The sequence below is a fragment of the Arthrobacter sp. Soil761 genome, from assembly GCF_001428325.1.
Taxonomy (GTDB): Bacteria; Actinomycetota; Actinomycetes; order Actinomycetales; family Micrococcaceae; genus Arthrobacter.
Genome location: NZ_LMSF01000030.1, coordinates 301,727 through 326,023 on the forward strand (window position 1 = coordinate 301,727; position 24,297 = coordinate 326,023).

A 24,297-nucleotide genomic window follows, 5' to 3' on the forward strand; every position below is an offset into this window, starting at 1 on the left:
AGCAGTTCCCTTTGGCACACCTTCTTGGCGGCGAGAACCTCACGGTTTCCTACGCAACCCGCACCGTCCTGGACGGCATCACCCTGGGACTGGAGGAGGGGGACCGGATCGGCATGGTGGGCCGCAACGGTGATGGCAAGTCCACGCTCATGCGTCTGCTGGCGCTGCGCTCCACCCCGGACTCCGGCCGCGTCACCAAACGCGGCGACGTCAATGTGGGGTACCTGGACCAGAGCGACGTGCTCGACGGCGACCTGACGGTGGGTGCCGCCATCGTGGGTGACCAGGCCGACTACGAATGGGCCCGCAACCCGCAGATCCGCGAGATCATGGGCGGCCTGGTGTCCGACGTCGACTGGCATGCCAACGTCCACGCCCTCTCCGGCGGCCAGAAACGGCGGGTGGCCCTCGCCAAACTGCTCATCGAGGACCACGACGTCATCATGCTGGATGAGCCCACCAACCACCTCGACGTCGAGGGCGTGGCCTGGCTTTCCCGGCACCTGAAGACGCGCTGGCGGCCCAACCAGGGCGCCTTCCTGGTGGTGACCCACGACCGCTGGTTCCTGGACGAAGTCTGCACCAAGACCTGGGAGGTGCACGACGGGATCGTGGACCCCTTCGAAGGCGGCTACGCGGCCTACGTCCTGGCCCGCGCGGAGCGCGACCGCATGGCGTCCGTGGTGGAGGGCAAACGCCAGCAGCTGGTCAAGAAAGAGCTCGCCTGGCTGCGCCGGGGCGCCCCGGCCCGCACCGCCAAGCCCAAGTTCCGGATCGAGGCCGCCAACGCGCTCATTGAGGACGTTCCCGCGCCGCGCGACTCCATGGCGTTGAGCAAGATGGCCACGGCGCGCCAAGGCAAGGACGTGCTGGACCTGGAGAACGTGTCCCTCAACTTCCAGGGCGCCGACGACGGCCGGAAGCTTTTCGACAACATCACCCTTCGCCTGGCTCCGGGGGAGCGCCTGGGCCTGGTGGGCGTCAACGGTGCCGGAAAAACCACCCTCCTGAAGCTGCTCAACGGCGAGATCACACCCGATGCGGGCAAGCTGAAGCGGGGCAAAACGGTGGTCACCGCCGTTCTCACCCAGGAGGTCAAGGAGCTCGACGACGTCTCGGACCTGCGCGTGATCGAGGTCATCGAGCGGGAGAAGCGTTCCTTCAACGTCGGCGGTAAGGAATTCAGCGCAGGGCAGCTCGTGGAGCAGCTCGGCTTCACCAACGAGAAGCAGTGGACACCGGTCAGGGACCTGTCCGGCGGTGAGCGGCGCCGCCTGCAGCTGCTCCGGCTGCTGGTGGGTGAACCCAACGTGCTGATGCTCGATGAGCCCACCAACGACCTTGACACCGACACCCTCGCCGCCGTCGAGGACGTCCTTGACGGCTGGCCCGGCACGCTGGTGGTGGTCAGCCACGACCGCTACCTGCTCGAACGCGTCACCGACCACCAGATGGCGCTGCTGGGCGACGGCAAGCTCCGCGGCCTCCCCGGCGGCGTGGACCAGTACCTCGAGTTGCGCGAAGCCGCCCTCGCCGGTTCCACCGTCACCGGCGGTGGAAACCCGGTCACCAGCGCGGGCCAGGCGCCGGCCACCGGGACCGGCCCGTCCGAGGCCGAGAAGCGCGACGCCCGCAAGGCCCTCAACAGGATCGAGCGGCAGATCAAGAAGCTGGACCAGCAGGAAAAGAAGCTTCACGACGACATGGTCAAAAGCACGGAGAAGTCCGATTTCGACGCCCTGGCCGAACAGAACAAGCAGCTCAAGGACCTGGCCGACGAAAAAGACGCCCTGGAAATGGAGTGGCTCGAGGCCTCGGAACTCCTCGGCGACTGACAAAGGCGACGCGGCCAAGAGCGGAGCTGGGGGCCTTCGTGTAGTCGCGCATCGCGGCGCATCGTGGCGTGGAGGTCGCCCAGCGACCGGAACGTCACCTATGCGGTGTGTCTAAGCGACGGCGAAGGGCCCCTTCGCCGTGTCAGTGACCACGGCGAAGGCGGCTTGGGCTTACGGCTCAGACTGCAGTTCCGGCTCCTTCTTGAGGCCGGTCAGACCGTTCCAGGCCAGGTTGACCAGGTGCGCGGCGACCGTGTGCTTGTCCGGCTGGCGGCTGTCCTGCCACCACTGGCCGGTCATGGCCACCATGCCCACAAGCATCTGGGCGTACATGGCACCGTCCTCGCCGCTGAAGCCGCGGCGGGAGAATTCGTCGGAGAGGATGTGTTCCACGCGCGCGGTCACGTGCGAGAGGAGGGTGGAGAAGGCGCCCTCCGGCTGGGACGGGGGAGCATCGCGCATGAGGATCCTGAACCCTTCGGTGCGCTCCTCGATGTAGGTGAGCAGTGCCAGCGCGGCGCGTTCGACGAGGACGCGGGGTTTGGCTTCCTCGGTGAGGGCCGCGTTGATCGAGTCCAGGAGAATGTGGAATTCACCGTCCACCACCTCGGTGTACAGGCCTTCCTTGGACCCGAAGTGTTCGTAGATGACCGGCTTGGACACTCCTGCGCAGGCGGCGATTTCCTCGATGGTGGTCCCGTCCAGGCCGCGGACGGCGAAAAGGCCGCGCCCGACGTCGATCAGCTGGCTCCGGCGCTGCAGGCCAGTCATCCGCGTCCGCGGAAGGTTGTTGCTCACCTTCCCATCATGCCTCACCGCCGGGGACGGGATTCCGCGGGACCGGCGGGACCCAACGCCCCGTGTCGCGCGGTGGCCTGAACCCATGGCAAAATAGGGACTTGTGCCCGGGCCTCGAGTCTTTCGGCACGGTCCGCTCTGGTGTAACGGCAGCACCCCGGCCTTTGGAGCCGTGGAGTATAGGTTCGAATCCTATGGGCGGAACTGCTGCGCAAGGAGCGATCATGAGGATGGCACCCGGTGCCCGGCGGGCTGGCCCGCCGGCTGCCGAAAAGCGCAAGCACAACCAAGCAAGGAGAACCCGTTACGTGATCCCCGAGAATACCGGCCCGGCCGCTGTAATCGTCCTGGCAGCAGGCGCCGGTACCCGGATGAAGTCGCGTACACCGAAGATCCTCCACGAGATCGGCGGACTGTCCATGGTGGGCCACGCCCTCCGCGCCGCCCGCAGCATCAACCCGCAACGGCTCGCCATTGTGGTGCGCCACGAACGGGACCTGGTGGCGGGACACGTCGCAGCACTGGATCCGCAGGCCGTCATCGTGGACCAGGACGACATCCCCGGCACCGGCCGCGCCGTGGAGGCCGCGCTGCAGGCGCTGGACGCCGAACAGGAACTGTCAGGCACCGTCGTGGTCACCTACGGTGACGTGCCCCTCCTGTCCGGGGAACTGCTCACCGAACTCGTCGCCACCCACGAACGCGACGGCAACGCCGTCACCGTCCTCACGGCAGTCCTTGACGACGCCACCGGCTACGGCCGCATCCTCCGCGGCGAAGACGGCTCCGTTACCGGCATCCGCGAACACAAGGACGCCACCGAGGCAGAGCGGCTGATCCGGGAGGTCAACTCCGGGATCTACGCCTTTGACGCCGCGGTGCTCCGCGGGGCACTGGGGAAGGTCACCACTGACAACGTGCAGGGGGAGAAATACCTCACCGACGTACTGGGGCTGGCCCGCGAATCAGGCGGCCGGGTCGCGGCCGTCGTGACTGCGGACCGGTGGCAGGTGGAGGGCGCCAACGACCGCGTCCAGCTTGCCGCGCTCGGCGCCGAGCTGAACCGGCGCACGGTGGAAGCCTGGATGCGGGCCGGCGTCACCGTCGTCGACCCGGCCACCACCTGGATCGATTCCTCCGTCACCCTGGACGAGGATGTCCGCCTCCTGCCCAACACCCAGCTGCACGGCGCCACCTCCGTGGCGCGGGACGCCGTCGTCGGCCCTGACACCACCCTGACCGACGTCACCGTCGGCGAGGGCGCCACGGTGATCCGCACCCACGGTTCCGGCTCCGTGATCGGCCCGCGCGCCGCCGTCGGCCCCTTCACGTACCTTCGCCCCGGCACCGTGCTTGGTGAAAAGGGCAAGATCGGTGCCTTCTACGAAACCAAGAACGTCACCATCGGCCGCGGCTCCAAGCTGTCCCACCTGGGCTATGCAGGCGACGCCGAAATCGGCGAGGACACCAACATCGGCTGTGGAAACATCACGGCCAATTACGACGGCGAGAAGAAGCACCGCACGGTCATCGGCTCGGGCGTCCGTACAGGCTCCAACACCGTCTTTGTTGCCCCGGTCACCGTGGGGGACGGCGCCTACAGCGGCGCCGGCGCGGTGATCCGCAAGGACGTGCCGGCGGGCGCGCTGGCGCTCAGCGTTGCCGCCCAGCGCAACGCCGAAGGCTGGGTCCCCGCGCACCGCCCGGGAACCCGCTCCGCTGAACTGGCCCAGGCGGCCATCAATGACTCCTCAAGTACCCCGGCATCTACAGAAGAGGGCAAGTAACCATGAGTGAAATTACGGCGCACGGCGAGAAGAAGCTGGTGCTCGCCACTGGGCGGGCCCATCCGGAGCTTGCCCGGGAGATCGCCAAGGAACTCGGCACTGACCTCCTTCCCGTTGATGCCTACGATTTCGCCAACGGCGAGATCTATGTCCGGGCCGGCGAGAGCGTACGCGGCACCGACGCGTTCGTGATCCAGGCGCACCCCGCACCGCTGAACAACCACCTCATGGAACAGCTGATCATGATCGATTCGCTGAAGCGGGCCTCCGCCAAGCGGATCACCGTGGTTTCGCCGTTCTACCCCTATGCCCGGCAGGACAAGAAGGGCCGTGGCCGCGAGCCCATCTCCGCCCGCCTCGTTGCCGACCTCTACAAGACCGCCGGCGCGGACCGCATCATGAGCGTGGACCTGCACACTTCCCAGATCCAGGGCTTCTTCGACGGGCCGGTTGACCACCTGATGGCCATTCCGCTCCTGGCCGACTACATCCGCACCCGTGTCGCTGCCGACAACATCACCGTTGTCTCCCCGGACACCGGACGGGTCCGGGTCGCGGAACAGTGGGCTGAGCGCCTGGGTGGCGCGCCCCTGGCCTTTGTCCACAAGAGCCGTGACCTCACCGTCCCCAACCAGGCTGTCTCCAAGACCGTGGTGGGCCAGATCGAGGGACGCACCTGCGTCCTGATCGACGACATGATCGACACCGGCGGAACCATCTCCGGCGCCGTCACGGTCCTGAAGAACGCCGGCGCCAAGGATGTCATCATCGCCGCCACGCACGCCGTCTTCTCGGATCCGGCCGCACGCCGTCTCTCCGAGTCCGGCGCACGCGAAGTGGTGGTCACCAACACCCTCCCGCTGACGTCCTCCCAGCGCTTCCCGCAGCTGACAGTGCTCTCCATCGCACCGCTGATCGCCAGGGCCATCCGCGAAGTGTTCGACGACGGCTCGGTCACCAGCCTCTTCGACGGCAAGGCATAGCCCCGCACCAGGCCGGGGACGTTTTCAGGAAACGGCCCCGGCGCTGGTAAGCTGGTCAGCGATACCTTGGCGAGGGAGGGCATAGCCTCCGTTATCGACTGGGTCTGATCAGTCCTTCGGTTGAAGGACTGCCTTCTTGAAGGGCCGCCCTCCGGCGCCCGGCGTTGAAGGTCACACCAGACCTCCGCCCTTGCTGAACACCGTTTAGTCTTCAAGGAGATATCCATGTCTGAGCAGAAGCTCGCAGCAGAACTGCGCACCGAATTCGGCAAGGGCTACGCCCGCCGCGCCCGGATGAACAACCTGATCCCCGCCGTCATCTACGGCCACGGCGCAGAGCCCATCCACGTCACCCTGCCGGCAAAGGCCACCACCCTGGCCGTCCGCACCGCCAACGCCCTGCTGTCCCTGGACATCAACGGCGAGGGCCACCTGGCCCTGGTCAAGGACGTCCAGCGCGATCCCGTAAAGCAGATCATCGAGCACATCGACCTCCTGACCGTCCGCCAGGGCGAGAAGGTCACGGTTGACGTTCCGGTCCACGTTGAAGGCGAAACCGCTCCCGGCACCGTCCACAACCTGGAACTGACGGTTGTGTCCCTCGAGGCCGAGGCAACCCACCTGCCCGAGTCCGTCGTCGTCAGCATCGAAGGCCGCGACGCCGGCGAGCACATCCACGCTTCCGACCTGGTCCTGCCCAAGGGTTCCGCCCTGCTGACCGACCCCGAAGCCCTCGTGGTGAACATCTCCGAAGCCATCGAAATCGCCGAGGAAGCAGAAACCGAAGCTGCCGGCGAAGCAGCAGAAGCTCCCGCAGCAGAAGAAGCCGCAGCAGAGTAATTTCTCCGCAATTCACGACAGTGGCCGGACCCCCACGGGTCCGGCCACTGTCATGTCCGCACACCGCCGTTCCATTTCCGCGTAACCGCCCCCAATAGGATTGACTCCATGACAGATACCTGGCTGATCGTTGGCCTCGGCAACCCAGGCGCCCAGTACCAAGGCAACAGGCACAACGTAGGCCAGATGGTGCTCGATGAACTGGCCGGCCGCATCGGCGCCGGATTCAAGACCCACAAAGCCCGCGCGCAGGTCCTTGAAGGCCGGTTGGGGATCGGCGGCCCGCGCGTGGTCCTTGCGAAACCGATGAGCTACATGAATGTTTCAGGCGGCCCGGTCTCCGCCCTGGCCAATTTCTACGGGATCCCCGCAGACCACGTGGTGGCTGTCCATGACGAGATCGATATTCCGTTCAACACCGTCAAGCTCAAGCTCGGCGGCGGCGAGGGCGGCCATAACGGGTTGCGGGACATCTCCAAGGCCCTGGGTACCAAGGACTACCTCAGGGTCCGCGTGGGGGTGGGAAGGCCGCCTGGCAGGATGGACACAGCCGATTACGTGCTGCGTGATTTCGGCACCGCGGAACACAAGGAACTGCCCTTCCTGCTGGACGATGCCGCCGACGCCGTGGAGTCCCTGTTGCGCGATGGATTGACGGCTGCCCAGCAGAGGTTCCACCCGGCCAAATCGGGATCACAACAGCTGGAATCGTAAAAGTTCCTTTTGACCCTGTTTCCTTGTCTGTGGCAGGGGGTACTCTTCTTCCTATGCGGGGGAGCAATGGGGCTACATCCCGCTATTGCAGGATGTAGGGGAAAAGTTCATGTCAATCGAGCCACTCAGCTGGGGACGTGGGTCAACACCTCAGGGTGACAGGCTGCCCACACCAACCTCCGCGGCGCCGGAGGGCCAGCAATGGTCCATGCCTGCACGAAGCGCCAACCTGGATGCTGTCCGCACCGCACTGACCAGCGAAAACTCCCTGGGCGTTGTCATCACCGGAGCCAGAGGCGTGGGCAAGTCCTCCCTGGCGCGCGCTGCCGTTGCGGACCTGGGTCCCGATGTCTGGTCGCTGCAACTCCGGAGCGGCCCCTCCGGTCCCAGCACCCCGTACGGCTGCCTCTCCTTCCTGCTGGCCCGGCTCCCGCAGGCCTACATGGGCTCGCCCACCGCCATCCTCCGTGGCATAACCTCCCTGATCCGCAGCGACGCCGCCGGCAGGCCCTGCGTCATCACTTTGGACACGTCGGCCTGCATCGACGACATGAGTGCGGGGGTGCTGTTGAATGTCCTGCTGACCGGCACGGCAAAGATCATCGCTGTGGCCCCCAACGCCAGCGACCTGCCGGCAGACTTCCACTGGCTGCTGACGGAGCGGAAGCTCACGGAAGTGCGGCTCAACAACCTCAACGAACTCCAAACCCGGCAGGTGCTCCTTTCCCTGCTGGGCCACCGCGTCGCCTCTTCCCTGGTGACCACCTACCACCAGATGGTGGGTGGAAATCCCTTGCTGCTCAAAGCGCTGGTCACCGAACAGCAGCTCTCCGGAAACCTGGTCCTGTCCGATTCGGTCTGGACGCTGCGGGACAAAGTGGTGCTCGACGGCGCCGCCAGCCTTGACGACATCGTCCGGTCCCGCTGGTCGCGGGAGACACCCGAAACCCGGGACGTCATCGAAATGCTTTCCTGTGCCCGGCGGGTGGAACTGGCCGCCCTTACCGCCATCTATGGCGCGGACGTGGTTGCGGACATGGAAGACGGCGGCCTGCTGGAGATCGACGACTCCGAGCACCGCTGGGTGTCGCTGCGGGAGAAGTACATCGGTGACGTAGTCCGGACCTGGCTGAGCATTTCCCGCCGGCGGGAGCTGCGCAGCGTCCTGCTGGGCGGCCAGGAGCCGGACCCGGCAGCCATGACGGTGGAAGAATTGATGTCTTTCGCCGCGTGGACCCATGAGTGCGAGGCCGAGCTGAGCCCGCAGTTGGCACTCGCGGCCGCCCAGGCCGCAGTCCAGCTCTTCGACCCCCGTTTTGCCCTGACGTACGCGGAGATGGTGCAGAGGACCGACGCCGGGTGGGCATCGGCGCAGCGGCAAAAGGCTGCGGCGTACCTGCAGCTGGACATGCCGGTCCAGGCGCTTTCCGCCCTGGATGGCATCTCCCAGCCTGAACTCGAGGCTTTGGATCCCCTGGAGTACGCCGAAGTGGTGGCCGCCAAAGCGCGGGTCATGCTCTGCATTCCGGAGCGTGCGGGCAAAGTCCGGGAACTGCTCGCCGCGGCGCGGGAACGGCTCGGGAAAGCGGACAACAACTCCTCCTGGCCGGCAGCGGCAGCGGTGGCGGCAAACCGTATCTCGTTGAGTGAATTCGAATACCAGGCCCATGCCGGCGATTACGCCGCCATGATCCCGGCGCTCGAGCGGGCTGCCGATCCCGCAGGCAATCCGGACACCGGGTTCCGGCTCCAGTGCGCGATCATCCTGATGGGCGCGCTGGCCATGACCGGGCGCGAGATGGACGCGCTGGGCCTCATGCGAAAGCTCGGCGGCCAGCTCACGGACGCCTCGCACGTCGTGGGCCTGCGCGAGCGCTACGCCAGGGAGGCCTACTTCGTCGCACTGATGGCTGGCCAGTGGCGCCGCTGCATCGACCTCCTCAGCCCATTCAGCACGGGCCAGCCCCACCGGCTTCCATACCGCAGCGCCGCCACCGAACTCGCAGCCGGCGTGGCCTTTGTCTTTTCCGGGCGCGGCGAGACCGCCCTGGAGCCTTTGATCTCAGCCGCCGCCCAGCTGGAGTTGCAGCCTGTCCAGGCCGCACTGCGTACCGCCTACGCAGCCACGGCTTTGGCGTACGCCCAGACCGGCAACGCCGCGTTCGCCCGCAAGTACCTCACCAAACTGCAAAGGGCGCCGGGCAAGGCAGGATTTGCCACGGAGAGCATTATCGATTTTTGTTCGCTCGTGGCGGGGCGCTGGCTGGGCGACTCCGAGGCAGTGGCAGCGCTGAAACAAGGGGCCCGCCGGAACCTGGAGGCGGGCAGGCACACAGTGGCCGGCATCTACCTGCTGGCAGCAACGGTGAACGGCAGCGACGCCGACTTCCGCCTCCTGGAGGAGATCGCAGGCCGCCGGCAGGGACCGCTGGCCGATGTCTCGCGGCTGATCGCAGTCGGCAGCAGGACAAAGGATGCCAAAACCCTCCTTGCCGGCGGTGAAATTGCAGCCACGCTCGAACTCGATGCGGTCGAGGCCAGGTGCATGGCGCTGGCAGTGGACTTTGCCCGGCAGGACGGGGATGCCCTTTCGGCGAGGACTGCGCAGGCCCGGCTGGACATCCTGGCTGCCACCGTGGCCAACCTTCCCATTGTTCCCAGCAGCGGAAGCCCGCTGCTGACCAGCCGGGAACGGCAGATTGCCCGCATGGCCGGCCGCGGCGTCTCGAACCGTGACATCGCCATGGAGATGGGTGTTTCCGTGCGCACCGTGGAAGGCCACCTGTACCAGGTCTTCACCAAGCTTGGCGTAACTTCAAGGGGTGATCTGACTGGACTCGTCTAATGGCCACAAGCCGGCGACTGCACACCGGCTCCTGACCGGCCGCCGCGAGCCGGTGGACCGCATCTGCACCATGGTCCGGAACGGAACCCACCGGGCCGTCTTCATCATGGCCGGCCCGGGCATCGGAAAGTCGGCCGTCACTGACGCCGTGACCGAGCGCCTGGCCGGAAACATGAAAATCCTGCGCATCCACGCCAGTTCGGCCCTGGCCGGAGTGCCATTCGGAGTCCTGACACCCTATACGGGGGAACTCAGCGCCGAGGAGTCCGTCTCGCCGGTCGCGGTGCTGCGTTCCATGTGGTCCTACTTTGAGAAGCTCAAGGCCGGCAGCGGGGGAGCGGTCCTGCTGGCGGTGGACGATGCCCACCACCTCGATGATGCTTCCGCGGGGGTGCTGGCCGAGGTGATTTCAGCCGGATGGGCAACGGTGCTTGCTGCCGCCCGGCCACGTCCGGGTCTCCCACAGCCGCTCGACCAGCTCTGGTACGACGGCCTGGCCGAACGCGTGGACCTCCGGCCCCTCAACCGTGAACAGATTGAAGAAGTCCTGGACCACGTCCTCGACGGGACCGTGCCGGCTGCAACGGTGGACTCCATCTGGAACGCATCAAGCGGCAATCCCCGGATCCTCGACGCCCTGCTGCACGACTCCGCCGAGGCCGGCGTCCTCGCCAAGCGCAACGGAATTTGGATGCTGCTGGGCCCGCTGCCCGCGGATGGGGACCGCCTCGCAGGCGTGGTGGCCAAAGACCATCTCCGGCGCCGGACCGAAGAGCAGGAAGCACTGAAGCTCATTGCCCTTGCCGGGCCGGTGGGCAGGAAGGTCATCGAAGACATCAGCGGGGCAGCCGTGGTCCGGTCCCTGCTGGACCAGCAGATCATCGTCGAAGCCCCCGGCATCCCGGCGGAGCTTTCCATCTGGAACGGACTCTTCGCCGGCGCCATCCGGAACACCGTGTCGGTCTCCCGCAGCCTCCAGCTGCTGGAGAAGGTCAGGGCCCACCAGGACCCCACCCAATTGCGCGGGGAGGGCCGGTTGCGGGCAGTGGAGTGGGCCCTGGAGTGCGGCGTCAGGGTCAGCGACGACGAGATGCTGGCCGCGGCCAAGGAAGCCTTGCTGCGGTTCCGCAACGACAGTGCACGGTCCATTGCGTCCCGTATCCACGACCCCGCCATGGTCCCGCTGGCCCAGGCCATCCAGGCGCGGGCCCTGTATAACGAGGGCGCCTATACCGGGGCCGCGGCACTCCTTGACGAGTGCTGGCTCCGGCTGGCCGATGATCCCCAGGGACCGGCCGTCCTGCTGCTCCGGGTTTCGGCCCACCTGGCCATCGGCCATCCCCTGGGGATGATCGCGGACGACGTCGAAAAGAACGTCCCGCTCTCCAGCGACGGCGAAAGGAGCTGGCAGGAAGGGCTCCTGCACCTGCTCCACCTCGGTGCCGAGGTGAACTTCCCGGCGCTGAACGACGAAGTGGACACGATGCGGAAGCGCCCCCCGGCAGAAGCCGGAGAACCGCTCCGCGCCTTGGCTGAGGGCCTTCTCTCCCACGCCCTCGGCTCGGCGGGACGCCCCGTGCAGGGGCTGGAGGCCGCACTGCTGGCAGCCTCGGAACTTCCCCCGCTCGAAGGCAGCCTGTTCTTCTTCCCTGAGTTCGTGCTGGGAAGGCTCGTCTCCGACTACCTGGCCATGGGTGAATGGGAGCCGGCGGAGCGCGAGATCGACCATTACGCGGCCGGACACACGCTTGGCGCGGCCACCTTCAACGGAAGCCTCCAGCTGCTGCGGGGGTATTCGCTGCTGCGGCAGGGGAGGATGGAACGCGCTTATCAGGTCCTGCTGCCCGCTGTTGAGGCGCTGAGGCTCAACGACCCGCTGCAGCTGTACCGGTTCGGCACGGCCCTCGGCTTCTACGCCGCGGCCCGGCTGGGCGACACGGAACAGGCACAGCGCCTTGAACAGGATCACAAGGACGCCGACGCCGGCTGGCCGGCGCATGATCTTTTGGCAGAGGCCTACATGGCCGCTGCCGCCGAATACCTGGCCCGCGACGGCAAGGGATTGGCCGCACTGCAGACGCTGATGACCACCACCCAGGCCTCTGCACGGAAGGGAAACCTGCTCCAGGTCCTGGCCATGTGCTGGGACCTGGGCGACCCCTCGGTGGTGCCCATGGTGCAGGCGGCGGCCCGGGACGTGGAAGGCCGGTGGGCAGAAGCTCTTCTGACGCTGGCCACCGCCTGGGAAAATGCCGACGGCGACACCCTCATGGCAACAGCTGCCTCGCTGGAGGAGGCAGGCTTTGTCAACCTGGCCCGCGAAGCCTATGCCCGTGCCAGCACGGTGCTGGAGCAGGCCGGTGAACGCCGGCGCTCACGCCAGGCCGTGGCCCAGCGCGAAAAGTGCGACCACGAACTGGGCGAGCGGTTCCGTGAAGGACGCTTCATCGCCGCGGCGCCCACCGTTCGCCTCACCAGGCGCGAACAGGACATCGTGGAGCTGGCCGTGCAGGGCCTGACCGACCGCGAGATCGCACAGCGGCTCATGGTCTCCGTCCGGACCGTGGAGGGCCACCTCTACCGCACCTACGTCAAGCTCGGCGTCCGCAGCCGCGATGAGCTGGAAGCGGCCCTGCCAAAGTAGGTCTGGCCTCCCAAACCGGCCCTGCCGTGCCTCCGTGCTGCCAGTCGGGCATCGGAATCCCTGCTGACCGCCCGACGTCGAAATCCCTGCCCCCGGCCACCCGCTGCCCACGGTGTTTCCACCCGGGAAGCACCGCCGGGCCGCCGTCGTACCCAAGCCCGCCAACCATCCCGCCCGGAGGGTGCGCAGGAGCGCCAACCCGGTAGTGCACCCGCCTGGATTCGAGTACACCCTACTCGTGTACGTAAGGGCCCCACGGGATTTACTTAAGGAGGCAAAGCAAAGCGGCAGGCCGGAAGCCGCAGAGCAGCCAATCAGGACAGTGAGGCCCTCTCAACTTCCGGTCCCCAGGGACCGGGTCAAGACGGGGCCGGCGACGTCAGAGTCTTCTGAGACCGAGACTCTCCCCCCAGCCGTCGCCGGCCCTTTACTCCCTCGGCCGAAGCCCGGGGCAGCGGTGGCGGCCGCCCCTCCCGGGCGGCCGCCACAGCCGTGTGTGGGACAATTGGGTTGTCAGACATGGGCAGCCCAAGGAGTTCGTTTTGGCCGTAGTATCAACGCCAGCCACACTGGAACGTGCCGTACCTGTCATGGACAACGCCGAGGTGCTGCGCATCCGCAATGACTTCCCGGTCCTCAACCAACTGGTGAACGGACAGCCGCTGGTCTACCTCGACTCCGGGGCGACATCCCAGAACCCCGTGAGCGTCATCGAAGCCGAGCAGGAATTCTATGAGCAGCGCAACGCTGCCGTGCACCGGGGCGCCCACCATCTTGCGGTTGAGGCCACCGAAGTCTTCGAGGACGCCCGCCAAACCATCGCCGACTTCATCGGTGCGGACTACGAGGAAACCATCTGGACCTCGAACGCGACGGAGGGACTGAACCTCCTCTCCTATGCGCTGTCCAATGCCGGACTGTGGGCTGCCCAGGGCCGCGGCGACCAGCGGCTCGGGGAGCTGTCCCTGGGGCCCGGGGACGACATCGTGGTGACCGAGATGGAACACCATGCCAACCTGATTCCATGGCAGGAGCTGGCATTCCGCACAGGAGCCACCCTCCGGTACATCCCCATCGGAGATGACGGCAGCCTTCGCATGGACCAGGCCGCCGGGATTATCGGCCCGCGTACCAAAGTCCTGGCCTTCACCCACGCTTCCAACGTCCTGGGAATCATCAACCCGGTAGCGGAACTGACGGCCCTCGGGCATGCGGCCGGCGCCTTGGTTGTCCTGGACGCCTGCCAGTCGGCTCCCCACCTGCCCTTGAACGTCAAGGAACTCGGCGTGGACTTCGCGGTCTTCTCCGGCCACAAGATGCTCGCCCCCACGGGGATTGGCGTGCTGTACGGGCGGCAGGAGCTGCTGGACATCCTCCCGCCGTTCCTGACCGGCGGGTCAATGATCACTACCGTCACCATGGAGCGGGCCGAGTACCTCCCGGCGCCCCAGCGCTTCGAAGCGGGCACCCAGCGCATCTCCCAGGCGGTAGCCATGGCGGCCGCAGCGAACTACCTGACGGAAACCGGGCTGGCCCGGATCCATGCGTGGGAGGCCGCACTGGGCCAGCGCATGGTGGCGGGGCTGGAATCCATTCCCGGCGTCCGGGTCCTGGGCCCGGCAGCCGGAAAGGAACGGATCGGCCTTGCCGCATTCGACGTCGAAGGCGTCCACGCCCATGACGTGGGACAGTTCCTGGACTCCCGGGGAATCGCCGTCCGCGTGGGACACCACTGCGCCCAGCCGCTGCACCGCAGGCTTGGACTGACCGCCACGACCCGGGCCAGCGCCTACCTCTACAACACCACGGACGACGTGGACCGCTTCCTTGAAGCCGTTGCCGGCGTCCGGGCCTACTTCCGCGCATAGCGGAGAAGACGAAAGGTGACACCATGAGCCTTGACCAGCTGTACCAGCAGATCATCCTGGACCATTCGAAGGCCCGCCACGGCAGCGGGCTCGCCGCGACCGAAGCGCCCCAAGGCACCTCCACCGGGCAGTCGCACCAGCTCAACCCCGTGTGCGGCGACGAAGTTACACTCCGGCTCGCCGTCCAGGACGGGAAAGTGGCACAGGTGGCGTGGGACGGCGCCGGCTGCTCTATTTCCATGGCCTCGGCGTCCGTCCTCAGCGACCTCGCCGAAGGCATGACCGTGGCTGAACTGCACGAAATTATCGACAGCTTCCGGGAGGTGCTGAGGTCCCGTGGGAAGGTCCATGCTGATCCTGAGCTGCTTGGGGATGCGGCAGCGTTCGAAGGAGTGGCACGCTACGCAGCCCGGGTCAAGTGCGCCATGATCTCCTGGGTTGCTGCGGAGGACGCGCTTAACCAGGCAGCCTAGGCCAGGCAACCCAGGCCAGACGGAAACAGCCCGGACCTTGCTCCAACAGGAGTAAGGTCCGGGCTGTTTTCGCGCCGTGGAACGGCTGGTTCAGCCCAGCAGGCCGAGAACACCGATCACCGCTGTGGCGAGTCCCAGCACCATGGAGATGCTCACCAGCACCACGTGCACGGTCAGGAATTTGGTGGCCTTTCCTGCCGCATCGCGGGCGCGGGGATCCTTCATCACGCGGCGCAGGAACTGCGGCCAGACCACCAGGGACCAGACGCCGGCGACGATGAGGACCAGCGCTGCGAGGACGGGAAGCTGCATGGGTTAGTGGCTTTCCAGCCAGGCCTGAGCCTGTGCGGCCTGCAGGTTCAGGGCTTTGGCCACCATGGGTTCGGCGGCGTCGGCGATCTTGCCGCCCAGGAACGGAACAGAGGACTTAACGGCGCCCTCGAGCTCCACCCGGGTTCCACCGGCATCGGCCACCAGGCGCTGGACGGCCGTGACATCCACCGGGGCGCCGGCGATCTTCAGCGAAATGTTGCTCTGGCGGGAGCCGTCGGCGGCCGGGGCCTCCCAGTTTTCAACCTGCGTCACCTTCAGGTGCTCACCCACGAACTTGCGGGCAATCTCGGGCAGGCGCGTGGTGGGGAGGGTACGCACCGAGGTGGCGTTGAAGGCCCCTGCGATGTCACCGTCCACGCTGAAGGACTCCAGGGTGCCGCCTACCAGTTGGCTGACGTGGCGCTGGAAATCTTCGTTCACCAGCACAGCAGCAACGCTGTCAACGGAGTGCGGAAGGGTTGTGGTTGCGCTCAGCGCCATGGGTCCTCCTGGGATTTGGGGAAAGGATTTACGCCTCCAACATCCTACGGGGTGACCGGCGAGGGCTCCGCATCGGCAAGTTTCTGGGCGGCAGCGGTGATGTTCCGGGCCATGGCCGGGAAGATCAGGCTGTGGAACGGAAGCACGGCGAGCCAATAGAGCCGTCCGCTCAATCCCTTGGGGAAGAAGATGGCGCGCTGCCGGTAGCGGCTGCCCGCGCCGTCGGGCTCCACGGAAAGCTCCAGCCAGGCCCGTCCCGGCGCCCGCATCTCGGCCCGCAGCCGCAGGAGCCTGCCCCGGTCGATCTGCTCCACCCGCCACCAGTCCACCACTTCGCCGATGGCCAGGGTGTGCGGGTGCCGCCGGCCACGCAGCAGGCCTGCGCCGCCGGTCAGTTTGTCCAGCCAGCCGCGGACCTGCCAGGCCAGGGGCAGGGAATACCAGCCGTTGCGCCCGCCGATGCCCTCGATGATCGTCCAGACGTGGGCCGGGTCCACATCGCCGTGGAAGGTCCGCTCGTCGATGTACACCTTGTGCCCCGACCAATCGGGGTCGCTGGGAAGCGGATCGGAGTCGGCACCGGCGTTGGCCCAGGTGGTCTCCACCTGGCCGTCCCGCTCCTTTCCCAGCGCCAGGGCCACCGCCGTGCGGTAGGGGGTCAGGCCGCCGTCGGGCTGGGGAATGTACTGGTCGATGTCGTGTTCGTTGGCCACCGCGTCATGCTGCAGGGACTGGACCAGCGGCACGGCCATGGAGAGCGGGATGGGTGTTGTCAGGGCCACCCACATGCCTGCCAGCTTGGGTGCCGGTACCGGCAGCGCCAGCACCACCCGGTAGGGCAGGCCCGCTTCGGCGGCGTACTCCTGCATCATCCCCGCGTAGGTCAGCACCTGCCGGCAGCCGATGTCGAAGGTGCGGTTGATGGGGCCCTCCAGCGACGCTGCGGACACCAGGTAGTAGAGGACATCACGCACGGCGATGGCTTCGATCCTGTTGCGCACCCAGCTGGGCGCCGGCATCAGGGGCAGCGTTTCGGAGAGGTGCCGGATCATCTCGAAGGAGGCGGAGCCGGAGCCGATCACCACGCCTGCCTGGAACACTACGGCGTCCACCGGGCTGTCCAGGAAGACCTTGCCCACCGCCTCCCGTGACCGCATGTGGGTGGACAGCTCCACCCCCTGGGGGTGCAGGCCGCCAAGGTAGACGATCCGGCGGACCCCCGCGGCCGCTGCAGCATCCGCGGCCGTCCTGGCCATGGCCTTTTCCTTGGCTTCGAATCCCGCGCCGGCGGCCATCGAATGCACCAGGTAGTAGAAGACCTCGACGCCGGCCAGGGCGTCGCGGAGGGCGTCGCCGTCGTCCAGGCTGCTTTCCACCACGTCCACTTTGTCCCGCCAGGGCACGCCGGCGATCTTGTCCGGCGAGCGGACCAGCACCTTGACGGTGTGGCCTGCTTCCAAAAGCCGGGGCACCAGGCGGCCGCCGATGTAACCGGTGGCCCCGGTGACAAGGACAGTCTTTGGTGCTGGCTGGGCGCTCATTGCAGTCATGCTGGCTCCTGTATGGTCCTGGCCCCTGTTCGTGCCGGCCTGGCTTCGTCCTTTGTTCTTCGGAGCCGCGGCCCGTCCGGACGGGCCGCGGCTCCGAACAACACGGCTCCTAACAAAATGGCTCCGAACTAAGGGGCTCCGAACGGGCAACTGTCCGGCCCTGCCAGCCTAGGCCTGTGGGCGCCGCGCTGCCATGTCGTTCCTGCGCTGTAGGCTGGGAGTACCCGGGATTCGCAGCGAATTTCGGGTTTTCGCGTTGCCTGCGACCCTCGATGAACACCACAGGAGCTTCTGCCATGAGTCTTCCCGGCCAGTCCGCCGCCGGCACATCCAGCACAGGTACATCCAGCACAGGCACGTCCAGGACAGGCACGGCCCGGCCCGCCAAGACCAGTGCCGCCCCGTCGCTGGACGGGCTGCGCCGTGCCCTGGCGCCGGACCAGACGTTCGCCCGGGTCCGCGCCGAGGCTGCCCGGGGATTCGCCGTCCGCGGACAGGACTACCAGATCAGCGCTCCTCCGGGACTTCGTCCGGTGCTGCTCGCGGAGATGGCTGACGGGCTGGCGGCCAAGGCGGAACAGGCGGGCGGTATGGAGCCGGGCGTGGTGCTGGCCGTCACTGCCACCGGCCGGGAGGCGGAGGACCTCACTGCGGCCCTGCGCGCGTACCTGCCCGCGGATTCGGTGGCCGAGTTCCCCAGCTGGGAGACCCTCCCGCACGAGCGGCTGTCGCCGCGCTCGGACACCGTAGGCCGCCGCTTGTCCGTGCTGCGCCGCCTGGCCCATCCGGAAAATCCAGCCCATCCGGAAAGCTCGACGGCGGGCCGGCTCCGCGTCGTCGTCGCGCCGGTCCGCGCCGTGGTCCAGCCGGTGGTGGCGGGCCTGGGCGACCTGGTTCCCGTCACGCTGAAGGTGGGCCAGGAGGTGCCGTTCTCCGACGTCGTGAAGAGCCTTGCCGACGCCGCGTACGCCCGTGTGGACATGGTGACGCACCGCGGTGAGTTCGCCGTCCGCGGCGGCATCATCGACGTTTTCCCGCCCACCGAGGACCACCCCATCAGGGTGGAGTTCTTCGGGGACGAAGTGGACCAGATGCGCTGGTTTGCCGTGGCCGACCAGCGCTCGCTGTCCGCCCCGGGCGTCCACCACCCCGCCGAACTGCATGCCCCGCCGTGCCGGGAAATCCTCATCACCCCGTCCGTCATGTCCCGCGCCGCCACGCTGAAGTCCCAGCTTCCGGCCGCCGCGGACATGCTGGAGAAGATCGCCGGCGGAATCGCCGTGGAGGGCATGGAATCCCTGGCGCCGGTGCTGGTGGATGCGATGGTTCCGTTCGTTGACCAGCTGCCTGCCGACTCCATCGCCGTGCTGATCGAGCCGGAGAAGGTGCGCACCCGCGCCCACGACCTTGCCGCCACCAACGAGGAGTTCCTCGAAGCGGCATGGTCCACCGCGTCCGACGGCGGTGCGGCACCTTTGGACCTCAGCTCGCAGGCGAGTGCGGCGCTGCACTCTGCCAGCTTCCGGTCCCTGGCGGAAACGCGCACCTCCTCGCTGGAGCACGGCGTGTCCTGGTGGTCGATTACGTCACTGGCGCAGGACGCGGAGCTGCTGCCCGAGATCGACGTGCTGAACCTGCATGCCCGGGAGCCGCGGGGCTACCAGGGCGACGTGGCGGAAATGATGGAGTTCATCGGTTCGCACGTCCGCGACCAGTGGCGGATCGTGGTGGCCACGGAAGGGCCCGGGCCGGCCCAGCGCCTGGCCGAGTTGTTCCATGAGAACGACATTCCCTGTGCCCGGGTGGACAGCCTGGACCACGAACCCCAGCCGGGCATCATCGAGGTGACCACTGCCGCCGTCGGCCGTGGTTTTGTCCTGGACGGCCTCAAACTGGGCCTGCTCACCGAAGCCGACCTGCTGGGACGGACCTCCGCCGGGTCCACCAAGGACATGCGGAGGATGCCCTCCAAACGGCGCAACGCCGTCGATCCCCTGCAACTGGTGGCGGGGGACCACGTGGTCCATGAACAGCACGGCATTGGCCGGTTCGTGGAACTCATCCAGCGCAAGGTGGCCGGCGGCGGCGACGGCGTCCGGGAATACCTGGTGCTGGAGTACGCGCCGGCCAAGCGCGGCGCACCCGGCGACCGGCTGTTCGTCCCCACGGACCAGCTGGACCAGGTGACCCGCTACGTGGGCGGCGACACCCCCGTGCTGAGCAAGATGGGCGGCGCGGACTGGGCCAGTACCAAGTCCAAGGCCCGCAAAGCCGTCAAGGAGATCGCCGGCGAACTGATCCGGCTGTACTCTGCCCGCATGGCCTCCCGTGGCCACGCGTTTGGACCCGACACGCCCTGGCAGCGGGAACTGGAGGAGGCGTTCCCGTATGTGGAGACGCCGGACCAGCTGACCACCATCAACGAGGTTAAGGCGGACATGGAGCGGGAGATTCCCATGGACCGGCTGGTGTCCGGCGACGTGGGCTACGGCAAGACCGAGATCGCGGTGCGCGCTGCCTTCAAGGCGGTGCAGGACGGCAAACAGGTGGCGGTGCTGGTGCCCACCACCCTGCTGGCCCAGCAGCACTACGAGACCTTCACCGAACGCTTCTCCGGCTTCCCGCTGCGGGTGAAGCCGTTGTCCCGGTTCCAGAGCGCCAAGGAAGCGAAGGAGACGGCGGAGGGTGTGAAGAGCGGTGCCGTGGACGTGGTGATCGGCACGCACCGGTTGTTGGCCAAGGACTTTGAGTTCAAGGACCTGGGCCTGGTGATCGTGGACGAGGAACAGCGGTTCGGCGTGGAGCACAAGGAAGCGCTGAAGAAGATGCGCACCAACGTGGACGTCCTGGCCATGAGTGCCACCCCGATTCCCCGCACCCTGGAGATGTCCCTCACCGGCATCCGGGAAACCTCCACCCTGGCCACCCCGCCGGAGGAACGGCACCCCGTGCTGACCTACGTGGGCCCGTACACGGACAAGCAGACCTCGGCCGCCATCCGCCGCGAGCTGATGCGTGAAGGCCAGGTGTTCCTGGTCCACAACCGGGTGTCCACTATCGAGCGGACGGCCGCCAGGATCCGCGAGCTGGTGCCCGAGGCACGGGTCGAGGTGGCGCACGGCAAGATGTCGGAGAGCCGCCTGGAGCAGATCATCGTTGACTTCTGGGAGCGGCGCTTCGACGTGCTGGTGTGCACCACCATCATCGAGACCGGCCTGGACATCTCCAACGCCAACACGTTGATCGTGGACGGCGCGGACAAGTACGGCCTGTCCCAGCTGCACCAGCTCCGCGGCCGCGTGGGCCGTGGCCGTGAACGCGCCTACGCCTACTTCCTGTATCCGTCAGAGAAGCCGCTGGGCGAGGTGGCGCTGGAACGGCTCAAGGCCGTGGCCGCGCACAACGAACTGGGCGCCGGCATGCAGTTGGCCATGAAGGACCTGGAAATCCGCGGTGCCGGCAACCTGCTGGGCGGCGAACAGTCCGGCCACATCCAGGGAGTGGGCTTTGACCTGTACATCCGGCTGGTGGGCGAGGCCGTGGCGGACTACCGGGGCGAGGCCGAAGAAAAGGCCGCGGAGATGAAGATCGAGCTGCCCGTCAACGCCCACCTGCCGCACGACTATGTCCCCGGCGAACGGCTGCGCCTGGAGGCCTACCGGAAGCTCGCGGCGGCCATCACCAATGAGGCCATCGACGAGGTCCAGGCCGAGCTCGTTGACCGCTACGGTGAACTTCCGCTGCCCGCCCAGAACCTGGTGGCGGTGGCACGCTTCCGTGTTGGTGCGCGCGAAGCCGGCCTGTCCGACGTCGCTCTGCAGGGCAACTTCATCAAGTTCTCCCCGGCCTCGCTCCCGGAATCCAAGATCATGCGCCTGAACCGGATGTACCCCGGATCGCAGTCCAAACCCGCACTCGACGCCGTCCTCATCCCCAAGCCCAAGACGGCACGGATCGGCGGACGGGATCTGCAGGACGCCGAGATCCTGGAATGGGCCAACGGCGTGATCCGGAATATCTTCTCCGACGCCCCGCTCGCCGCCCCGGCAGTCAGCGGCTAGTACGTGATGGGAGGACACCACGCCGCGTCTGGAGCCGCGGCGTGGGTAGCTGTTGCGTCCACCGGCCCCTACACCCTGGGTTGGTACCCGCTGGATCCCACGGGCATCCTCATCGGCGGCATGGCCACCGCGGGCACGGCACTGGTGTGCGACTGGGACCACCGGGCAAGCACGGTGGCCCACTCGCTGCCGCCGCTGTCCAACGTGATTGCGCGCGGCATCGAGAACGCCAGCGGGGGCCACCGGCAGGGAACGCACTCCATCCTTGGTGCCGCGGTTTTTGTCTTCCTCGCCGGCCTGGCATCGCAGGTGCACCTGGACACCGGCTGGGGCCGCCTGTCCGTGGGGGCCGGGCTGCTGTGCATGTTCCTGATCAACATTGCGGCGAAGGCGCTGAAGCTCTTTCCCAAAAGCGGCTTTATCTCCAACTGGATCTTCGCGCTGGTCATGGCGGGCCTGGTCACCGTATACGCGCCGGGGCAGTGGACCTGGCTGCCCACCTCGATGCTGATCGGGGTGGTGGTGCACATCGTGGGCGACCTCATCACCACCGGAGGAGTGCCGCTGCTGTGGCCGCTGGTGGTCCGGCCGCCGAAAATACTGCGCCGGCTGCCCCTGCTGCGGAACGTCTGGCGGGCCAACGGCGCCCTGTCCCTTCCCCTGCTGGGGCGTGCCGGTTCCAAGCGGGAGTGGCTGGTGCTGATCCCGGTCAGCGCGTACGCCATGGTGGGCATGTCGATGGCCGGCTGGGCCATCGCCCAACAGCACTGGGGCCGTGCGGCGGCTGCCGCGGGCGCCTGGATCAGGCTCTGGTTCTAGCAGGCAACACCCTTCAGCGGGAAACAGCAACGGACCGGCGGAAAAGTCCGCCGGTCCGTTGTTTGCTGTATGGAGTGGGTGTTAGTGCTCGCCCGCAGAGTCGGACCGGCCCAGGATGGTCTGCGGGATCCAGAAGGCCAGCGCAAACAGGGCCAGGCAGGCGGCCATGGGCCAAGGGTTGCCCAGGCTGAGGAAGGACAGCGAGTAGATGGCGCCCAGGAACAGCACGAAGCAGACCGCGAACAGGATGACGCTGGTGGCGAGGTTGTTCTCGTTCTGCGGGGTCCGGACGGAGTCCTGGTTCGACGCCGAGTCCCGGCTGGACGCGTTGATCTGGCTGGACATATGTTCCTCCTCGGCCCCGCGGGGCTTGGTCTGCGGCCGCTTCCGGGTCCGGTCAGTAAGCGGTTGAACCCTGTTCACCCTTGACGATGGCAATCCCGGAGCTGGCACCAATTCGTGTTGCACCTGCTGCAATCATAGCCTGCGCGTCGGCCAGGGACCGTACGCCGCCGGAGGCCTTGACCCCCAGGTCAGGGCCCACCGCGCGGCGCATCAGGGCCACGTCTTCAACGGTGGCGCCGCCACCGTTGAAGCCCGTGGAGGTTTTCACGAAGTCCGCCCCGGCCTCAACGGCCGCCCGGCATGCCAGCACCTTCTGCTCATCCGTGAGCAGGGCTGTTTCGATGATGACTTTCAGGATGGCGCCGCCGGCGTGCACCGTCTCGGCCACCGCGGCGATGTCCTCGGTCAAGGCGCCCTGGTCACCGGCCCTCGCGGCGGCAATGTTGATCACCATGTCCACCTCGTCCGCGCCGTCCAGCACGGCGCCGCGGGCCTCGAACGACTTCACGTCTGTAGGGGTGGCCCCCAGCGGAAAGCCCACCACGGAACAGGTGAGGACGCCGGAGCCCTTGAGCGCCTTGGTGACGGTCTTGACCCAGATGGGGTTGACGCAGACCGACTTGAACCGGTACTCGGCTGCCTCCGCGCAGACCTTCAGCACGTCAGCTTCCGAGGCTTCGGGCTTGAGCAGCGTGTGGTCGATGCAGGAGGCGATGTTCGCGGTCCCGGCCGGATCAGCGGTTCCTGCGTGAACGGTGGCTTCGTTGCTCATGATGGTCCTCTCGAAGGGCCTTTTGGGCCCGGCGTTGACTCGGTTTCGGGAACCATCTTGTCACAGCGCACGGCGCCGGTGGCGGCCGCTCAGGCGGCAGCCTGAAGGACCGGCGCTGCAGCCGCGGCAGTCAGCAACTGGGTGGCACAGGCACCTGCCGCCGACGCGGCGGCCACCAGCAGCCCCAACCGCACGCCGTCGAACGCTGCTGCGTCGCCGATCGCCCAGATCCCCGGCACGGACGTCCGGAAGTCCCTGCTGATCTCGATGCCGCCGCCGGCGGCCGTCCGCAGGCCCGCGCTGGCGGCGAGGCCGTCCCGGGATACCCGTTCCTCGGCCAGGACCACCAGGTCGCCGGTCATGCTGCTGCCGTCTTCAAAGACCACGGCGGAGGCGGCGAGGGGGGAACCGGCCCCTCCGGAAACGACGGCCGGGATGATGGCCGCGGGCCGGGCGGTGGTGCGGATTGGCCGCACCCCCTTGGCCCGGAGTACCGCTTCGGCCTGCCCTGCCGCTGCCCCGGTGCCCACCAGGATCCCCACGGGGCGGCGGCCCAGCTCGCGGGTGACTTCCTGCACTCCGTCCGCAATGCGCGGGGCGTCATCGATGGTGGAGTAGCTCAGGCACTGCGCGGCGCCGTCCACCGGGTTGGCCACGGGAGCCGAACCGGTGGCGATGACCAGCTGGTCGTAGGCGAATTCCATGCCGTCGGCGGTTGCCACGGTGCGCTTGGCAGCATCGATGTGGCTGGCCGGCTGGCCAAAGCGGACGGAGACCTGGGGGAGCATGGCCAGCTCCAGCAGTTCCGCGGGGGTGTCATCGCGGTTGCTCAGCACGGTGATGGTGCCGGCGAACCGTGCCCGGTCCAGTTGGGCCACCAGGGCCTGGGCGGCGGGGCCGGCGCCGGCGATGACGATGCGGGTTGCGGCGGAGGTGGACGTTGAGGGTGCCGGAGCGGACATGTGCTGGCCCTTTCGCTGGCGGCCGGGAACCGGCCGGAACTTCATGATGGAACCCAGCGTAGGGGCCTGCTTTTTCGGTTGTGTTACCCACCCATTGCTGTTTACCGGGCCCGTGTTCGCCAGTATTTACCGGCCGGTAACAGAACCCGTGACCCACCTCTCATTCACCGGCCGGCGGACACAATCCG

Annotated in this window: 18 protein-coding genes and 1 tRNA gene; 12 read left to right on the top strand and 7 right to left on the bottom strand. The window is 67.3% G+C overall.

Annotated elements, in window-relative coordinates; genetic code table 11:
- Positions 1 to 11 precede the first annotated feature (11 nt).
- The gene (locus ASG79_RS20080) at positions 12 to 1,835 is read left to right on the top strand and encodes an ABC-F family ATP-binding cassette domain-containing protein (RefSeq protein ID WP_018770134.1); all 1,824 of its coding nucleotides are present in this window, start codon (positions 12 to 14) and stop codon (positions 1,833 to 1,835) included.
- Positions 1,836 to 2,006: 171 nt separating this feature from the next.
- On the opposite strand, the gene ASG79_RS20085 is transcribed toward ASG79_RS20080, so the two are convergent.
- Entirely contained in the window at positions 2,007 to 2,633 is a 627-nt protein-coding gene (locus ASG79_RS20085) for a TetR/AcrR family transcriptional regulator (RefSeq protein WP_056393519.1), read from the bottom strand.
- Between the two features lie 132 nt (positions 2,634 to 2,765).
- On the opposite strand from ASG79_RS20085, the gene ASG79_RS20090 reads away from it, so the two are divergent.
- The 9 genes from ASG79_RS20090 (at position 2,766) to sufU (ending at position 14,787) form a co-directional block, all read left to right on the top strand.
- A tRNA-Gln gene (locus tag ASG79_RS20090) sits at positions 2,766 to 2,837 on the top strand.
- Between the two features lie 104 nt (positions 2,838 to 2,941).
- Positions 2,942 to 4,420 (top strand): bifunctional UDP-N-acetylglucosamine diphosphorylase/glucosamine-1-phosphate N-acetyltransferase GlmU, encoded by a 1,479-nt coding sequence (glmU, locus tag ASG79_RS20095; protein ID WP_056393612.1) that lies wholly within the window; start codon positions 2,942 to 2,944, stop codon positions 4,418 to 4,420.
- A 2-nt stretch (positions 4,421 to 4,422) separates the two neighbouring features.
- Positions 4,423 to 5,403 (top strand): ribose-phosphate diphosphokinase, encoded by a 981-nt coding sequence (locus tag ASG79_RS20100; protein WP_018770131.1) that lies wholly within the window; start codon positions 4,423 to 4,425, stop codon positions 5,401 to 5,403.
- Positions 5,404 to 5,628: 225 nt separating this feature from the next.
- Positions 5,629 to 6,243, top strand: a complete 615-nt coding sequence (locus ASG79_RS20105; protein WP_056393520.1) for a 50S ribosomal protein L25/general stress protein Ctc — start codon at positions 5,629 to 5,631, stop codon at positions 6,241 to 6,243.
- A gap of 108 nt (positions 6,244 to 6,351) precedes the next feature.
- On the top strand, positions 6,352 to 6,957 hold the full coding sequence (gene pth, locus ASG79_RS20110) for an aminoacyl-tRNA hydrolase (protein ID WP_018770129.1): 606 nt from the start codon (positions 6,352 to 6,354) through the stop codon (positions 6,955 to 6,957).
- A gap of 208 nt (positions 6,958 to 7,165) precedes the next feature.
- Entirely contained in the window at positions 7,166 to 9,802 is a 2,637-nt protein-coding gene (locus tag ASG79_RS20115; protein ID WP_082581843.1) for a helix-turn-helix transcriptional regulator, read from the top strand.
- Positions 9,803 to 9,872: 70 nt separating this feature from the next.
- Positions 9,873 to 12,446 (top strand): helix-turn-helix domain-containing protein, encoded by a 2,574-nt coding sequence (locus ASG79_RS20120; RefSeq protein WP_235509879.1) that lies wholly within the window; start codon positions 9,873 to 9,875, stop codon positions 12,444 to 12,446.
- Positions 12,447 to 12,988: 542 nt separating this feature from the next.
- Positions 12,989 to 14,314: a SufS family cysteine desulfurase gene (locus ASG79_RS20125; RefSeq protein ID WP_026265910.1), complete on the top strand. Its 1,326-nt coding sequence runs from the start codon at positions 12,989 to 12,991 to the stop codon at positions 14,312 to 14,314.
- Between the two features lie 23 nt (positions 14,315 to 14,337).
- Positions 14,338 to 14,787: a Fe-S cluster assembly sulfur transfer protein SufU gene (sufU, locus tag ASG79_RS20130; protein WP_018770125.1), complete on the top strand. Its 450-nt coding sequence runs from the start codon at positions 14,338 to 14,340 to the stop codon at positions 14,785 to 14,787.
- A 90-nt stretch (positions 14,788 to 14,877) separates the two neighbouring features.
- Here the strand turns inward: sufU and ASG79_RS20135 are convergent, their stop codons facing one another.
- Genes ASG79_RS20135 through ASG79_RS20145 form a run of 3 tightly spaced genes read right to left on the bottom strand, consistent with a single transcriptional unit; the run spans position 14,878 to position 17,150 of the window.
- A complete protein-coding gene (locus tag ASG79_RS20135) occupies positions 14,878 to 15,099 on the bottom strand; it encodes an SCO4848 family membrane protein (protein WP_056393524.1) in 222 nt (73 codons plus the stop codon).
- 3 nt (positions 15,100 to 15,102) lie between these two features.
- Positions 15,103 to 15,600 (bottom strand): DUF2505 domain-containing protein, encoded by a 498-nt coding sequence (locus ASG79_RS20140; protein WP_018770123.1) that lies wholly within the window; start codon positions 15,598 to 15,600, stop codon positions 15,103 to 15,105.
- Between the two features lie 44 nt (positions 15,601 to 15,644).
- A complete protein-coding gene (locus ASG79_RS20145; protein WP_056393527.1) occupies positions 15,645 to 17,150 on the bottom strand; it encodes an SDR family oxidoreductase in 1,506 nt (501 codons plus the stop codon).
- Between the two features lie 296 nt (positions 17,151 to 17,446).
- On the opposite strand from ASG79_RS20145, the gene mfd reads away from it, so the two are divergent.
- The gene (mfd, locus tag ASG79_RS20150; protein WP_223994488.1) at positions 17,447 to 21,211 is read left to right on the top strand and encodes a transcription-repair coupling factor; all 3,765 of its coding nucleotides are present in this window, start codon (positions 17,447 to 17,449) and stop codon (positions 21,209 to 21,211) included.
- Between the two features lie 6 nt (positions 21,212 to 21,217).
- A complete protein-coding gene (locus tag ASG79_RS20155) occupies positions 21,218 to 22,030 on the top strand; it encodes a metal-dependent hydrolase (RefSeq protein ID WP_018770120.1) in 813 nt (270 codons plus the stop codon).
- An 81-nt stretch (positions 22,031 to 22,111) separates the two neighbouring features.
- On the opposite strand, the gene ASG79_RS20160 is transcribed toward ASG79_RS20155, so the two are convergent.
- The 3 genes from ASG79_RS20160 to ASG79_RS20170 form a co-directional block, all read right to left on the bottom strand.
- On the bottom strand, positions 22,112 to 22,375 hold the full coding sequence (locus ASG79_RS20160) for a hypothetical protein (RefSeq protein ID WP_018770119.1): 264 nt from the start codon (positions 22,373 to 22,375) through the stop codon (positions 22,112 to 22,114).
- A 52-nt stretch (positions 22,376 to 22,427) separates the two neighbouring features.
- Positions 22,428 to 23,147 carry a deoxyribose-phosphate aldolase gene (gene deoC / locus ASG79_RS20165; RefSeq protein ID WP_056393529.1) on the bottom strand — a complete coding sequence of 240 codons (720 nt, stop codon included), beginning with the start codon at positions 23,145 to 23,147 and terminating at the stop codon, positions 22,428 to 22,430.
- A gap of 89 nt (positions 23,148 to 23,236) precedes the next feature.
- A complete protein-coding gene (locus ASG79_RS20170) occupies positions 23,237 to 24,109 on the bottom strand; it encodes an FAD-dependent oxidoreductase (protein ID WP_026265906.1) in 873 nt (290 codons plus the stop codon).
- Positions 24,110 to 24,297: the final 188 nt, after the last annotated feature.